The 15160-nt window shown below is 45.1% G+C and carries 18 protein-coding genes and 1 other RNA gene; 11 read left to right on the forward strand and 8 right to left on the reverse strand.

The window, feature by feature from the left end; all coding sequences use genetic code 11:
• Nucleotides 1–278: hypothetical protein (locus ACEW9I_RS24315; protein ID WP_373542915.1), on the reverse strand; the 278-nt coding region annotated here is incomplete at its 3' end.
• A gap of 82 nt (nt 279–360) precedes the next feature.
• Between ACEW9I_RS24315 and ACEW9I_RS24320 the strand changes: the two genes are divergently transcribed.
• From ACEW9I_RS24320 to ACEW9I_RS24335, 4 genes are all read left to right on the forward strand, one after another.
• Nucleotides 361–879, forward strand: coding sequence for a Ycf51 family protein (locus ACEW9I_RS24320; protein ID WP_373542916.1), 519 nt, complete (start codon nt 361–363; stop codon nt 877–879).
• A 259-nt stretch (nt 880–1138) separates the two neighbouring features.
• On the forward strand, nt 1139–2143 hold the full coding sequence (locus ACEW9I_RS24325; protein WP_373542917.1) for a hypothetical protein: 1005 nt from the start codon (nt 1139–1141) through the stop codon (nt 2141–2143).
• A gap of 170 nt (nt 2144–2313) precedes the next feature.
• Nucleotides 2314–2913: a thioredoxin family protein gene (locus ACEW9I_RS24330; protein WP_373542918.1), complete on the forward strand. Its 600-nt coding sequence runs from the start codon at nt 2314–2316 to the stop codon at nt 2911–2913.
• A 394-nt stretch (nt 2914–3307) separates the two neighbouring features.
• Nucleotides 3308–4045, forward strand: coding sequence for an alpha/beta fold hydrolase (locus ACEW9I_RS24335; RefSeq protein ID WP_373542919.1), 738 nt, complete (start codon nt 3308–3310; stop codon nt 4043–4045).
• Between the two features lie 165 nt (nt 4046–4210).
• Here the strand turns inward: ACEW9I_RS24335 and ACEW9I_RS24340 are convergent, their stop codons facing one another.
• From ACEW9I_RS24340 to ACEW9I_RS24360, 5 genes are all read right to left on the reverse strand, one after another.
• The gene (locus tag ACEW9I_RS24340) at nt 4211–4441 is read right to left on the reverse strand and encodes a hypothetical protein (RefSeq protein ID WP_373542920.1); all 231 of its coding nucleotides are present in this window, start codon (nt 4439–4441) and stop codon (nt 4211–4213) included.
• Nucleotides 4438–4809: a GIY-YIG nuclease family protein gene (locus tag ACEW9I_RS24345; RefSeq protein WP_373542921.1), complete on the reverse strand. Its 372-nt coding sequence runs from the start codon at nt 4807–4809 to the stop codon at nt 4438–4440. The genes ACEW9I_RS24340 and ACEW9I_RS24345 overlap by 4 nt, the downstream gene beginning before the upstream one ends.
• A gap of 17 nt (nt 4810–4826) precedes the next feature.
• Nucleotides 4827–5546 carry a hypothetical protein gene (locus tag ACEW9I_RS24350; RefSeq protein WP_373542922.1) on the reverse strand — a complete coding sequence of 240 codons (720 nt, stop codon included), beginning with the start codon at nt 5544–5546 and terminating at the stop codon, nt 4827–4829.
• A 92-nt stretch (nt 5547–5638) separates the two neighbouring features.
• Nucleotides 5639–6124 (reverse strand): hypothetical protein, encoded by a 486-nt coding sequence (locus ACEW9I_RS24355; protein ID WP_373542923.1) that lies wholly within the window; start codon nt 6122–6124, stop codon nt 5639–5641.
• Between the two features lie 294 nt (nt 6125–6418).
• On the reverse strand, nt 6419–7225 hold the full coding sequence (locus ACEW9I_RS24360) for a glutathione S-transferase family protein (RefSeq protein WP_373542924.1): 807 nt from the start codon (nt 7223–7225) through the stop codon (nt 6419–6421).
• Nucleotides 7226–7336: 111 nt separating this feature from the next.
• Between ACEW9I_RS24360 and ACEW9I_RS24365 the strand changes: the two genes are divergently transcribed.
• Nucleotides 7337–8188: a serine protease gene (locus ACEW9I_RS24365; protein WP_373542925.1), complete on the forward strand. Its 852-nt coding sequence runs from the start codon at nt 7337–7339 to the stop codon at nt 8186–8188.
• A gap of 214 nt (nt 8189–8402) precedes the next feature.
• Here ACEW9I_RS24365 and ssrA read toward each other — a convergent pair.
• Nucleotides 8403–8800: a transfer-messenger RNA gene (ssrA, locus tag ACEW9I_RS24370) on the reverse strand.
• A gap of 119 nt (nt 8801–8919) precedes the next feature.
• Here ssrA and ACEW9I_RS24375 point away from each other — a divergent pair.
• Nucleotides 8920–10194: a lipid-A-disaccharide synthase-related protein gene (locus tag ACEW9I_RS24375; RefSeq protein ID WP_373542926.1), complete on the forward strand. Its 1275-nt coding sequence runs from the start codon at nt 8920–8922 to the stop codon at nt 10192–10194.
• Between the two features lie 131 nt (nt 10195–10325).
• The gene (locus ACEW9I_RS24380) at nt 10326–12059 is read left to right on the forward strand and encodes an ABC transporter ATP-binding protein (protein WP_373542927.1); all 1734 of its coding nucleotides are present in this window, start codon (nt 10326–10328) and stop codon (nt 12057–12059) included.
• Between the two features lies 1 nt (nt 12060).
• Here ACEW9I_RS24380 and ACEW9I_RS24385 read toward each other — a convergent pair whose 3' ends face one another.
• Nucleotides 12061–13572, reverse strand: a complete 1512-nt coding sequence (locus ACEW9I_RS24385; protein ID WP_373542928.1) for a DGQHR domain-containing protein — start codon at nt 13570–13572, stop codon at nt 12061–12063.
• A 179-nt stretch (nt 13573–13751) separates the two neighbouring features.
• Here ACEW9I_RS24385 and ACEW9I_RS24390 point away from each other — a divergent pair, with 179 nt between their 5' ends.
• The 4 genes from ACEW9I_RS24390 (at nt 13752) to ACEW9I_RS24405 (ending at nt 15137) form a co-directional block, all read left to right on the forward strand.
• Nucleotides 13752–14021, forward strand: a complete 270-nt coding sequence (locus tag ACEW9I_RS24390) for an antitoxin Xre/MbcA/ParS toxin-binding domain-containing protein (protein WP_373542929.1) — start codon at nt 13752–13754, stop codon at nt 14019–14021.
• Nucleotides 14018–14488 carry an RES family NAD+ phosphorylase gene (locus tag ACEW9I_RS24395; protein ID WP_373542930.1) on the forward strand — a complete coding sequence of 157 codons (471 nt, stop codon included), beginning with the start codon at nt 14018–14020 and terminating at the stop codon, nt 14486–14488. The genes ACEW9I_RS24390 and ACEW9I_RS24395 overlap by 4 nt, the downstream gene beginning before the upstream one ends.
• Nucleotides 14489–14565: 77 nt before the next feature.
• Nucleotides 14566–14805: an AbrB/MazE/SpoVT family DNA-binding domain-containing protein gene (locus tag ACEW9I_RS24400; protein WP_373542931.1), complete on the forward strand. Its 240-nt coding sequence runs from the start codon at nt 14566–14568 to the stop codon at nt 14803–14805.
• Complete coding sequence (locus ACEW9I_RS24405; RefSeq protein ID WP_373542932.1) at nt 14799–15137, forward strand: type II toxin-antitoxin system PemK/MazF family toxin; 339 nt, start codon at nt 14799–14801, stop codon at nt 15135–15137. Before ACEW9I_RS24400 ends, ACEW9I_RS24405 begins: the two co-directional genes overlap by 7 nt.
• The last annotated feature ends 23 nt before the right edge of the window (nt 15138–15160 follow it).

The raw sequence follows: 15160 nt of genomic DNA on the forward strand, positions 1-15160 counted from the left end.
CAGTTGCGGATGCTGTTCAGGCGGAGGATACCTGGCGCAGGTGTTGCACCAGCGGCTCGCGATACGTAGGCTCTGCCGAGGGTTTGCGGATGCTGTTCAGGCGGAGGAACCCTGGTGCATGTGTTGCACCAAGCAGCGAGACAAGACAAGCAGACAGTTGACAGTTGACAGCCAAGTGATTGGGGCGGAGATTTAAACTCCGTCCTAATCACAATCCGCCTAAAGGCGGGTAGTTCTAAACCCGCTCTGTTTGGTAATATTCGATCGGCAAGAGTCACTGAATATTTATACGATTGAAATCGCCTAAAACCTAGACGATGGGCACTGCCCACCCTACCATCCACCATCCACTATCCCTAAATGATCTCAACTGCTGACTTTCTCAAATACTGCCAATGGTCGGGAATTGCGACGCTGATTTTTGCTGTAGCGACGCTAGTTGCTTTAGTTGCCAAATGGGGATTTAAATTTCGATTGGTAGGCGCGACCGGATTTATGGGCGTGTTGACTGCGGGCTTATTTGGATTGAGCCTAGTCCCGATCGTCCATACCAACGTCGCTGGTGCGCTGCATTACTCCTTGATTTATGATAACGGTAGCGATCGCGCCACCATTGTCGTTGCGACACCGATTACCGAAACTGGGCTGGATGCGACTCTCCGTCAAGCCGCAGCCGACTTATATTCCTACGGTCGCTCTGGCTCGGCGGACAGACAGCTCAAAGTTCGCGCTCGAACAGTGATTCACCCTAGCCCTGGCGTCTCCGAACCGTTGGTATTGGGTGAGGTTACTCGTTCGCTCAGTGGTGGCGAAGATAGCGAGTTACAGATCGCGATCGAGCGCGACAATCTCGCCAAAGTCATGCGCTCCCAAGTCTAATCGCGACGGGGTTCGCACCAGGTAATTTATCGGGATTAGTTAGTGATGCTGCCTCAATGGGCACAATATGAGAAGTAATGAGGAGAGATATCGATCGAACCATCGGGTGATGGCAAATTTGCCCAATTCTACGAGGCTTGGCAAAGTTAATGTTTGGCTCCACCCATCAATACATCCCAATCTCGATCGACCTCAGAATTGGAAGATACTTTTCGATCGCATCGTTCGACTAAACCTTAGATAAAAGCTGGCTAACTTCATGAGGATTAATGACCCAAATCTACTGCAACAAGTCGTTAAATACTTAGATAGGCATCAAGATGCAATCCGCATCAAAAAAATGCTGTATTGCTTATGTACCAGTAGATGGGAAAAAGATGCTGACTATCTAGATTCGATTAATTTTCAGTATTTGATCGAACAAATAGTTAGAGAAAACAATACATTAGAACGATTTAGAGTATTACTGCAAAATTTAATTAAAACAGTCAACAAACCTAAACAATACATCGAAATCGCTAAAGTAATCTATCTAGCGATCGGGCAATTGTACCCTGAATTTCGCCAAGAACATGTTGGTCGAGCGACACCCGCTCGATCTCCAGCGACACCCGTCCCAGCTCCCCAGCCCGAACCTACCAACTCAGCGACCCAGGGTGTCGCTTCGGCGTTCCAACGCGCCTACGCGCCAGAACCGACCCAATTACCAAGTCAAGGTGTCCCCTCTGCGCTAGAACGTGCTTATGCACCTGCACCGACCCAAGCCTTCACCAACCAGGTAGTCCCATCGGCACTAGCACGCGCCTACGCACCAGTTGCGACGCAACAATTCGAGCATCCAGGAACAGCTAGCGATGATGTCGATGAATCTGCCTATGAAACCTACTACGATTCAGAGTTCTCCGCAGCAGATCGATTTGAAAGTGCAGCATCAGCACCTCAAGAGTGGACAGTACCTGAATACGATCCCTTTGGCTTGCGGCAGAATATCATGAGCTACACCAATCCGTTGCGTGCCAAAATAATTTTGCTAGTCATGCTGCGACCTGACTTTAATTTTAGTAGCAACTCGGCGGCGACGATGCGAGATTATCAGCTTGACGATCTGTTATTGGAGGTATTGAAAACGTACCACAGCATCCCACAGCTTGAAGAAAGTATGACTTATGCGGTCGAGCAACTAGTCGAGCTAGAAGAGTACGGGAAGGCTGCCAATGGGTTGCTCCAATCTTTGGCACCGCTTTACATCAAGAAACAGGGCTAGGGGTTGAGGGATGTTGGTACACTGGAGGATGCGCCCAGTCCCGCTAGGACTTCCAGTGCTAGCGGGACTGGGGAAAGCAGAAAGGAACCAAACGAGCCGTCGATCCCTAATACCTAACACCTAATCCCCAATACCTAATACCTAATACCTAACACCTAACCCCTAATTTTATGGTAAGAACTGCATCGACGATGCTATCCTTGGGCGTGAGTGCGCCTGATTTTCACCTCACTGATGTGGTGACTGATACCCCGATTACGCTCGCGACTTTTACGGACAAATCGGCATTATTGGTGATGTTCATTTCCGTTCATTGTCCCTTTGTCAAGCACGTCCAGACTCAATTGGCACAGATCGGGACAGACTATGCAGCCAAAGGATTGGGGATTGTCGCAATCAGTTCCAATGATATCGAGAAATATCCAGATGATGCTCCCGCACATTTACAAGCTCTAGCACATACGGAAGGGTTTAATTTCCCTGTCTGTTGCGACCTCACCCAAGCGGTGGCAAAGGTGTACATGGCGGCTTGTACACCTGATTTCTTTTTATTCGATCGCGATCGGCACTTGGCTTATCGCGGACAATTGGATGATAGTCGCCCTTCCAATGGTCAGCCAGTCACTGGTCGAGATTTGCGTCAGGCGATAGACTCTCTCCTCGCAGGTCGGGCTGTAGATCCCGCGCAACGTCCGAGTATCGGCTGCAATATCAAGTGGATTGCGGGTAATGAGCCTGAGTACTTCACAGGTATTAGAGCTGAAGACTAAGCTGTGCAGAGGTCCCGATCTCGATGCGCTTCGCAACCCACAAGCTACCTTTTCTCAATAAGGATAGAGGATTGAATTACGTTCTATCCTCTATTTTTATGGCATTACAATTTCTTAGCTGTAGATCGGTCGCCACAGCGGTATCAGGGCGGATACCTGACTGTTTGCACGCTTGTTACATAACTTAATTATCTTAACGATCGCTAGCTGTGCTAATATCTTCTATATCTTATTGAGATATATAGTCAATAAATCGATGTAAATCGCTAGGTGCAATTGTACTTGGTGGTGTCGATGACAAGTTATTTTGTCGTTAGCACATCGTAAATAGATCGTCAAGATCTTGTAAAGTGAAGCTGATGCAATTGTTGTAGCTGATGAGTGGGGGTACCGAATGTCTAAAATTCTGTGGGTTAGTGCTAGTCCTAGTTTCAAGTACTTTCATCGCCGTCTGCTGAAACAGCTATCAAAGGTCGTCGAAATTGAGTTATGGGAATATCATCAAACCTTGGATGAGGGTAGTTCGATCGACAGTGCGATCGATCTATTACATGAATACATCACTGGTTTGGCATGTCCCGTACATCTGATCGGACATGGCATTGGGGGTGCGATTGCTTTGGGCTATGCACGCATTTATCCAGAGCGAGTCGCCTCGTCGATCTTGCTAAGTGTTGCCGTGCAGCCAGCGACCGATTGGCATTCATATTATTACACTCAGCTTCGAGCGTCATCAGAGTGTCGAGAGCGGGTTGTGCAATCGATCGCTGTCAATTTATTTCCGCATATCTACCCCAAGTATGTTGGCGATCTCGTCGCGAGGTTTAGTAGAGATTTAGTGGAGGCTCCATCAAACCACTCACTATTTCGATTGGAGATCCAATGTGAAGGTGGGGTAGAAATGCCGATGATGATTTGTAGTAGTCAAGACGATCCAGTGATTACATCAACCGATTTATCCGGTTGGAATAATTATCTCAAATCCACAGATGTCAGTTGGTGCAGCGTAACGGGTGGTCACTTTTTTCATCACTTCCATCCCCAACTAGTCAGTCATCAAATTCACAACTTTTGGCAACGCTTGGAGTCAAAACCAGCACTTTATCAACTCGATCGAGTGGATCGGAATTAGCAAATAGATAGTCAGAGCGGGATATGGGCGATCGATCCTCAGATGAGGATTAAATAACCTGCGTAGGTTGGGTTGAGAGTAGCGAAACCCAACATCCCTAGAGCGTTGGGTTTCGCGGGCTTCTACCCAACCTACAAAATATGTATTTTATTTAATCCTCATTTCTTAGTAGCGCGGTTGGCAATCTACAAAACTCAAAGCCTCTCGATCCAGAAAACCCGCAATTGCCATTTCTAAAACCGCTTCGACTGGATAATCGATTTCCTTAGCTCGTCGTTCCAATGCCGAGCGAACGTGAGTTGGGAATGCCGCCAACATCATCCGTGCTGCTACGGGATTCAAATGTTCGATGTTCTCTGGTTCAGAATTAGACGATTTTACACTAACGGAAGTCATTGTTCATCCCTCATTGGTATCCGAATGTTAAATGGGGGTTTACTCCAAACCAGAATAATTCCCTCTAAATCTGATGATAACGTTCGCCACTGCCGATAGTCGATTTCATAAATAGAGATCGCTACGTCGCGATGGTCATAATCTGCTAGCCAAGACCAAGTAATGGCTTTATGTCCGCCGCGAAAACGTTCTTTGATTTCCTGTGCCTTCCCAACATACAACAATCCTGCGGATCGATGGCGAATCGCATAGATACCTGGTTTAGAAGTTAATCCGGCAAAGTCTCGACTAATTGGAACGCAGTCAGAAAACGGTACTTGCACCAAGAAGTTTAAAATTTTACGAGCTTGGCTCTCAATCTCTGTCATCGTAGAACATCTCAATGTTACTCAATAAAAGATTTACTAGCATGTTGCTGAAAACCCTGTAGACTTCCAGAATCTTTCCAATTTGTTTTAAACCAAGCCATATTTTCAAAATTATAGACAGAGCCACTTGGAGGGAGATGATTAGTACTAAAAATTTCTTCAATATTTTTAAGATTATTCCAATCAAAGCTTTCATTGGGCATCCAAACAGCTTTGACTAAGCGGTATATACCCCACTCATTTTGATTGTTATCATAAACTACGTCATCTAATACCTCAACTATATGAGTGACTTTAGCAAGCTGAACCAATGCTATTAGATCGCCCTTCTGCGGTTGCTGAGCATTTTTTTGGTCGTTTTTTCTTTTCCAGTTCAAGCAAAAAACTCTAGCCTCTGGAATTTGCATGTCATTGTGTCTGTAAGCCCAGCATCCATCTTTTCGTCTTATATTCTTGAGCCACTTTAATTGTGATAAGTCCATCAGAAGTGATGTGAAGTATTGTGGATCGGTTAAAGCTAGGTTAGCGTGTTGGTAAGTTAGTAACTTATCGACTAGTGGCTTCAACTTAACCCAGAATGTTGGTGGCTCGTCGAAAAGACCCATTCGTTGCCAAATACAGCTACCGTTATAACACCAAGCTCCGAAAGCTCGAAAGTCACCTTCGTCTTGAAATTCTATTTCGTCTGTGTAACTCATCTTTAGACTTCTATCTTTCGATTTCTTATCTATATTCACATCGTAGCTCAAACTATATGCGAACTTCAATAGTATGGACAATAATTTAAATATAGTTTTGAAGTATTATGATGATAGTTTTTATAGTCAACCTAACCTTTGATGAGGATTTCAATTTTAATATCTGACTCAGATACCCCGTAATGTTGAGCTAATCCGGCTTTTGCTTGGGCAATGGTTAGATCCAACACGTTTGGTAGAGATTGTGCTGGAGTTGCTACTTTCTGCCACTTCAAAGCAGAAAGATCGATACCCATGTCTGTTAAATTTGTGTAGTGAACTGGGTTCTGATAGCCGCCCCATCGATCGGAAACGTTAATAGATGCTGCTTCTGAAACCCTTATAAAATAACGATTTTTCCCTTTATCATCGATCTTACTCAACTCAACCCCACTAATTTTTCCAACCAAGAAGTTACAGCCTCGATTGTTCCCCACAGAGCTACAGCAAACTAAATATTGGCAATTCTTGGCTCTATTCACATTGAGATACCAATCAAAATCGCCTCCCTGTCTAACAATCTCCTCAAAGCTGTTTGAAGTATAAGTTTGAATTGCTGAGTTTTCGATCGCTTCCATAACTTGTTACCTATTGATACTCGCATCATACCTTAAAGTAAGTATAAACGTTGATAGTTTTGTCATAATTTCAAGACGATCGCTTTCATCGCCCATAATCCCTGCGCTGAGTATGTCTCAGTGGAAATTTCTTTATTTTCAAGACAGCAACTAAAATCACGCGGAGAAGACCTCCGCGTGATTTTAAACACTTTGAATGTAGGTAGCAACTTGGGTGCAGCTCAATGATGGTCGCTGCTCAGAGGGATCGTCCTCATCACCAGCACAGTTGCGAACCAAAATTAGGCGAGTAAATTAATCGATCGCAATTGTCGTGGGTGTCGTTGGTGCGGCTCCCGAATTATTGATATTTGGCAAATGCGGTCTGCGGAAGTCAGCATATAGCTTATCGCGCCAAGTGAAAAACAGATCGTAGTCAGGATTGTCAGCAAAACCAGGAATACCTTTACCCTTGAGATTGAAGGGGATATCGAGATAAGGTCCCTCGGGAATTTTGAGCAACAGACTCAAACCTGCTACCGTCAAGTCTGCCAAAGTAGGGGTATCACCCGTCAGATAAGCACCAGCATGTTGAGACAGGAGCATACAGATCGATTCGAGACTGCGGTGCATCTCCACTTTAGCGGCGGCGATCCCATCTGGTGTCAAGCCCAATCCCAAGCCCAATATATCGATCGCTTCTCTGGGGATCGAGCCGACCAAATTTTTGAGGACATCTGGAGTGCCAGTGGGTAAAATAGAAGTACGGAGGCTACTACTTTTGAGACTTTCTAATAAAATTGTCCGCCCAGCACCACCGATCGAGTTATCAGCCCATTGTTCCAAAAGCAAGCACGTTGCTTTCTGTTGAGGATCGGTGGGAATAATCGGTCGATCTGGATAAGTTTTGTCAAGATAGAGCGCGATCGCGGTAGAGTCAGCGATAACCTTATTGCCATCCTTGAGTACGGGAACTTGTCTTTGTCCAGACATCCGAAATAAGTCGAATTGACCCATGCCGGGTACAACATCGATTTTGCGGTATGCTAACCCTTTGTAGTCAAGAACCAATCTGACCTTTTCCGAAAATTGCGATAACTCAAATTGATATAGTTCCAGCATGTATTTTATATTTCGATCGTAATTTACTACGGCACTACCTTTTATCCTAGAACATCATTAGTGAAATACATATTCACAAGTTTACGGTTTTCACTCCGATCCTTATCTATAATGTCCAAGCTTACCCCACAGGATTCCGCACAGCAGACAGCAGGCGATCGTGTAACGCCTGCACAATGGCAAGATTGGATTGCCAGGATCGTGCCTGTGTTGTATTTGACTATATTGACGATCTCCTTACCGACGATCTTAACCCAATCTTTTGTGGTCTCTGAGTTGGCTGCTACCCAAGAGCAAAAACTCCAGCATAAGTTGCGATCGCTCTCGATTAGAGTATTGGCACATGGTGAAACGATCGGTTCGGGAGTACTGCTCCATCGCCACCAACAGGTGTATACAGTCGTCACCAATGCTCATGTCATTCAAGCGGCTAGTGCTCCGTTTCAACTGCAAACCCATGACGGACAGATTTACGCTACTGCATTGGTGCGTCCACCAACCGGACAAAACCGCGATCTGAGTATCCTCCGCTTTCAAACCAATCGCACCTATGCCGTTGCCAAATTGGCTACCACTAGCCCCAAAATCGGCGATCGAGTCTGGTTGGCTGGATTTCCACTCCGAACTGCCACAGCGTCCACCCGTCGTGTCAATGCGCCTGTAACAGCCGCCTGGGGACTAGAGACACTCAGTAGTGGCGTCACCCAAATTTTACCAGTTGCGCTCGCTGGCGGCTACACGATTGGTTTCGATCGCGGCATTAAAAAAGGGATGAGTGGTGGTCCCGCACTCGATCGATCGGGGAACTTAGTCGGTATCAATGGCGTTCATGCCAATCCGCTCTGGGAGATGCCAGAAGTACTCGAAGACGGCTCGACAGTGGGTGCTGCTCTGCAAGAGCAGATTAATAACTCTAGTTGGGCAATTCCGATCGAGTTTGTCAAGGAGTATTCTAGGTTTTAGGTTTTAGGCTTTAGGCTTTAGGTTTTAGGCTTTAGGTTTTAGGCTTTAGGGTAGAGGAAATACAACTATTCACCATTCACTATCTACCATCCACCATCCACCATCCACCATTCACCATTCACCATCCACCATAAATTAAACCCCGATCGAAACGAATCTCAATCGGGGTCTAAAGTTTAATTAGCGATCGTCAACTATTAATCACTAGTTAGTTTGATGGAGCTGGGCAGAGTCGAACTGCCGTCCGCCCTGGGTATTAACTTTCCGCTCGTTCACAGGTATAGTCTATCTAATCCTCAAGACGGGAGTGACCAATTGTCCCAGGTCGCAGGATGCTCTGATGAATCTTAGCTACATAACCTACCAGAGACGGTTAGATAGAGCATCCGTTGAGGGTTTAGTTATAGTAATTAACGGAGTCATACTATAAATGCTCGACTTAGAAATTAATCGTAAGTTTTTTTAGGCAGCTACTGGAGCGGCTTTACGAGCGAAAGGTACAATGTTGTTTGCATCTATATTTATTTTGAGCCGATATTAACGAGAGTAGACTCCCTCTCGACCTGTATCACAGTGCAGCTTTCGCCAACACGTCGAAACCTTTACAGCCCCAAGTTTCTTTATTATATAGTATTTTACGAAGATTGCTAGGAGGGGAGCTTTAGGCTTTAGGTTTTAGGCTTTAGGTTTTGGGACGCACGTGCTGGACTTTTATTTACCCATCATAATTAATGAAACTCCTCTGTATTAGTAATGGACATGGTGAAGATGCGATCGCGTTGCCTGTACTTCAGGAATTGCGAAAACTATCTCAGCCGCCAGAAATCGTCACCTTGCCGATCGTGGGTGTCGGGACGGCTTATAGTGGTCATGATTTCGCGATCGCAGGTCTGACACAGGTGTTGCCATCGGGGGGATTTCTCAATCAAGATCGGCGTCAATTGGCGCGGGATCTGCGGGGGGGATTGGTGGGATTGACGATCGATCAAATTCAGACAATTCGCGACTGGGGGCGATCTGGGGGTAAAATTCTCGCAGTCGGCGATATCGTCCCGTTATTATTTGCCTGGATGAGTGGGGCGGATTATGCTTTTATCGGTACTGCAAAATCCGAGTATTATCTTCGCGATCGTCAGGGACAAATTTTAGCATCACAGCGAGATGCGATCGAGGCTAAAACTGGCTGTTATTATTTCCCTTGGGAACGGTGGTTATTGAGTAGGAGGAGATGTACAGCGGTATTTCCCCGCGATAAGTTAACTACTGAAGTTCTGCAACAGCACCAGATTCCGGCTTTCGATCTCGGTAATCCGATGATGGATGGAGTCGCAACGGATGTGAGCAAGCCACTTTTTTATCAGTCACAGCCAGCCAGGCGCGAACTAGCGCGTCCGCTCATCGTCACGTTACTTCCTGGCTCTCGTCCCCGTGAAGCTTATGCTAACTGGGGCAAGATAATTATTGCTGTAGGCAGCCTGATTCCGGTCTTTAAGCAGCGTAAAATCCTCTGTTTGGCTGCAATTGTCCCGACACTCGATTTAGATATCTTACAGGGCGATTTGGTAAAATTGGGCTGGACGAAGGTAACGACTCCTGACAGTGAGCTGACTAGCTTTATTGCCGATCCGAGTACGATTTATTATCAACGGGACAATGCCACGATCGCTATCTGTACTCAAGCTTATACTCAATTTATGCAGCAAGGTGATTGCGCGATCGCGATGGCGGGTACGGCGACGGAACAATTTATCGGTTTGGGAAAACCTGCCTTTATTATTCCAGGTGATGGCCCTCAGTTTACGCCCGCTTTTGCTGAAGCCCAAACTCGACTCTTGGGTGAGTCGGTGATTTTGGTACCTCAGCCGCAGGATGTCGGGGTGGAGATGCAGCGATTATTGCAGCAACCAGATCGATTACAATCGATCGCCCGCAATGGTTTGTTACGGATGGGTACTCCTGGAGCCGCGAGGAGAATTGCTGAGTGTTTGATGCAGGTGATGAGTTGATCGGGCGATTACTTCTCGGCGCGGCGATGCCAACGATCTAAGCTAGGATCTACATGCGATCTTGACTTTGCGAACAAACCAAAACTCGATCGCGTCGAATCCATAAATCATCTAGCGATCGAGTGAGTCTTTTGAAACAGCGTTCTAACTATTGGCAAATTCTGCCGTATCTCCAGCCGCATCGTCAGATGATTGGGATAGGATTATTATGTGTCACGATCTTTAGTTTATTTTCGCCACTGATGGCATCTTTAGCTGGAGATATTTCGACATATATTGGGGCGGGCAATGTCCAGTTACTGATTCGATTTACACTCATTGGGGGATTAGTATACATAGTTCGTGGTATCGCTCAGTATGGACAAGATTCACTGATGGCAAGGGTGGCATTTGCGGTAACACTAGATTTGCGAAAACAGGTTTATGCTCATCTGCTAAAAGTAGGTTCGGCATATACCCAAATAGTCCAGACTGGTGACTTATCATATCGCTTAACTGAAGATATCGATCGAGTTGCTGAGGTTGTCTACAAGATTTTTCATCAATTTATTCCCTGTGTTCTGCAATTAATTTTGATCTTGGGTTATCTAGTATGGGTAAACTGGCAATTGACGATCGCAGTGTCAATTATTGCGCCGATTATTGCTATTTTGGTTGGGTGGTTTGGTGAGAAATTGCGAGGGTTTTCCCTCCGTAGTCAAAACCGAACATCAGATTTGGCTTCGTTGATTACTGAGTTTACAGTTAGTATGCGATCGATTCAAGCATTTGCCGCTGAGGACTATGCTAATTTTAGATTTGGGCAAGAAGCTGAACTCAATTATCAAGTGAAATATAGTACTGAAAATCTTAAAGCTTTTCAGTACCCAATTATTAGCTTGATTCAAGTAGTAGGCATCCTCTTTCTGTGCATACTAGCTGGCTGGCAGATTTCGTTAAATAATTTGACTGGTAAAGATTTTGTTAGTTATTTGATTGCGATCGCTTTATTGATCGATCCAATCGCGATGACTACTAGCAATTTTAATGAGATTAAGCAGGCGGAAGCTTCAGTCGATCGAGTATTTGAATTATTTCAGATTCCCATCACGATTATCGAAAAACCTCACGCGATCGAGTTACCCCGCATTACAGGTAAAATTGATTATCAGCATGTCAGCTTTGGTTATACAGCCGATAAACCAATCCTCACATCATTTGAACTCAATATTCAACCAGGTGAAACAATCGCCCTTGTGGGGGCTTCTGGAGCGGGTAAAAGTACAATTCTAAGTTTATTAAATCGCTTTCATGATGTCTCATCTGGCAGCATCGCGATTGATGGGATCGATATCCGCGATGTGACGCTCAAAAGTCTCCGCCGTCAGATTGGGATCGTCCCCCAGGATACAGTATTATTATCTGGACATATTGCTCAAAATATCGCTTTCGGACAGACTGAATTTAACATCAAAGATGTCGAGGAAGCAGCAAAAATCGCCAATGCCCATCAATTTATCTCGCAGCTTTCCCAAGGTTACTATACTTATGTCGGTGAGAAAGGGACAACATTATCGGGTGGACAAAAACAGCGAATTGCGATCGCTAGAGCAGTATTATTCAATCCCCGCATTCTGATTCTCGATGAAGCCACTTCCGCGCTAGATTCTGAATCGGAAGCCTTGGTGCAAGAGGCTCTAGAGCGGGTTATGACCGATCGCACGGTATTTATTATCGCGCATCGGCTAGCAACTGTACGCAAAGCCGATCGGATTTTGGTAATTGAAAATGGCGAGATTATCGAAGCTGGTACGCATCAAGAATTACTCGATCGCGCCGGACGCTATGCTCAATTTTATGCACGACAATTTAGTCAACAAAGTTAATTTAACTAGCTAAGACTGGAGGTAAACCAACTTCTTTTGGCGTGACTAATTTACCCTCAAAACTCATGGCATATTCCCCGACTGTTCTAGCTTCGGCGACATAACGACGCAATTCGGCTCGATCGAAATCATTGTCCACACCACCGAGCAGATATACAATTAATTTTGCCGCCAAGTCTCGCCCAGATACGAGGATGCGTTTCTTGTTTGGGTCATATAATATGCCATACCAGAGCGACTGGGGCAAGTTAATATTACTAAAGCCACCATCGGCATCATAGCGATCGAGTTTACGGAAAACGTCGGTTTCAGCCATTTGTTTTTTAAAAACCGCCATCCCTACCCCCTGAGCGAAAGCAACTTGTCCGACGGGGCGAAATAAGATATGTCCCTCACCGCCACCAGGTTCAAAACTAAAGCGGCGCAATTGGGGGGTATCTTCTGCCTGTAAACGTCCATAACTGATAAATTGGGACAACCGATCGAACAACCGACTAAAGGCGGCAATTCCGGCTTCTAATTCGGCTGATTCTGGGCGCAGGGGTACTAAACCTTTTTGCGCTTTGGGTTTCCAGTGGGGATATTGGTATTGAAGATATTTAGCTGCCATGTCTTGCAAGGCTTGAAGCGTTGTCAGCACGGTGGTTTTAGTCGCAACTGTCGCACTATCCCAATTTACACGCGGTTTGCGTCCTGGGATATCTTTTAATAGCGGATGATTGACGGCAATATTCCGCGCGACGATCGCAAATCCGTCATTTTCATCGAGTTGAGCCAATTGTCCTTTACTCAACGCGATCGCCATCAGATTAACATGGACAAAGATCGATCGAATCCTGCGTCGTGCCTCTAATTGTGTCTCCCCTTTTACCACCGCCGAGATAAATTCAATCCCGATCGTTTCCTGCGGCAAACTCTGTAAATATGCTTCAGATGTCTTCAACTCAGAGAGCGTAATTTTATTACCTACCAGCTCACGATATTTATTGTATCGAGGTAATTCCCCCGCACGTAATAACTCCATCAATCCCTGTACGCCCATCAATCGATGTTGTCCATCGAGGGCATAAATTCGCACGGATGCTCCGACATCTAATAAGCCGAAACTATTATTACCATCAAGTGGCATAAACATCGCCGCCGACTCAGTTGCTTTTCCACCTCTTCCCCATTCCGGTGCATGAATATTATCGATCCAATCTCGATCGATCGTTACTAATACAGGCGGGAATTTGTGAGTGGTTCGCCCTGCTAAATATTGAACTAAAGCAGCCTGTCTACTCCAGTCGAGGGGACGCTGTTGGATGACTTCGATGCTGTCACTATCGATGGCGATATTGTTATCTTTAGGCTGATATTGCTCCGATAGTAAACTCATCTCTGAAGCATATTTTACGCGATCTGCCAGCCATTGCAGCGTCACTGAGCCAATATAAGCCTCACTTCCGCCCATATTAGTGCGTTGGACGAGGATTTCGGTTGGCTGAAGGTTGGGAATCTTGCTGGCTGGCATTGATGGCTGAGTGATGTTACCGCAATTAGACTAGCAGCTTCTCGGCATACTTTGCAAGGTTTTTAAAAACTAAATAGAGGATATTTGCGATTACCGACCGTAGGCTACGCCAACGCCTAACTGTTTAGAGTTATAATTAATTGAGACTAAGAGTACATTCAACTACTCGATCTAAATCTATGACTGAAGCTACTCTCACAGCAGATATTAGTGCAATCAAATCTCAATTAGAGACAGAGATTTTTAAATATCAGGCGGAAATTTATTTACGTCAAGCCAAGATTCATGCTCTAGATGTATTTGGCAATAGCGATACAGTCCAAAATTGGCTGCAAGAAAAGAACCCTGCTTTAGATGGCTCTACTCCTGCTGAGTTATTAATTAGCGCAGCCGGATTAGAGCGGGTAATCGATCTGGTGAATGCCATTAGACACGGTGTATACATGTGAGTAAAGTTGTCTGGCGAATTTGTGAAGCTACATTTGCCGAGAGTGCTTTTAGTGGCGAAGGCGCAAGTATAGTAGGTGGAAGGTGGAATTCTAAAGGTAAGAGGATAGTATATACTGCCGAACATCTATCTTTAGCTATTTTAGAATTATTTGTCCATCTCAATGTACCAACTGTAGAAAGAGATTTCTTTGTAGCAATTAAAGCAGAAATTCCAGACAACCTGTATGTCGAATACATGAATATAGATAGGCTGCCATCAGATTGGTATTTATCTAGTTCTAAATCTTCATTACAAGCTCTTGGCGATGAATGGAGGGATTCAACAAGAACGCCAATCTTAGCCGTACCATCAGCGATTGTCCCCCAGGAGTTCAATTATCTCATTAATCCGCTTCATCCACAATTCGATCGATTAATTATCGATCTTCCACAGCCTTTTAATTTCGATGCACGTATGTGGAAATAAGTTTGTACAGGTCATTTCGGTTTACAAAGATATTTTTACAAGTTAGGATATACATAGGATAAACAATAATACCAGATATGACTGCGATCGTCAATAAGTGGGGTAATAGCTTGGGGGTGAGAATTCCTCAGCCCGTCGCAAATGAGGTAGGGTTTACGGTTGGTACAGAGGTAAATATTGAAGTTGTCAACAATACGATTGTGATTTCGCCAGTCAAGAGAAAGTATCTACTTGAGGACTTATTGGTAGGTGTTACTCCCGAATTAATCGATGGGGAATACGATTGGGGTGAGCCTGTTGGTAAGGAAATATGGTAGGTAAATACATCCCCGCCAAGGGTGATATCGTCAAACTCAATTTCAATCCGACACTGGGCAGAGAACAAGCTGGCTTTCGTCCCGCTCTCATCGTGACACCGAGAGAGTTTAACCAATCTACTCAACTAGCATTAGTTTGTCCGATTACCAGCAAAGTCAAGGGCTTTCCGCTGGAGGTGATTTTACCGGAAGGGCTGATGACTAGCGGTGTAGTTATGATATTTCAAGTTAAAACTATTGACTGGTTGGAGCGTCAGGCGAAGTACGTCGAATCTCTATCAGCAGAGACATTAGAGGAAGCGATCTCCAAATTACACGCAATGATAGGTTAGTTATTTTAATTGCGTCCGCAGCG

The organism is Chamaesiphon sp., assembly GCF_041738855.1.
Lineage (GTDB): Bacteria > Cyanobacteriota > Cyanobacteriia > Cyanobacteriales > Chamaesiphonaceae > Chamaesiphon.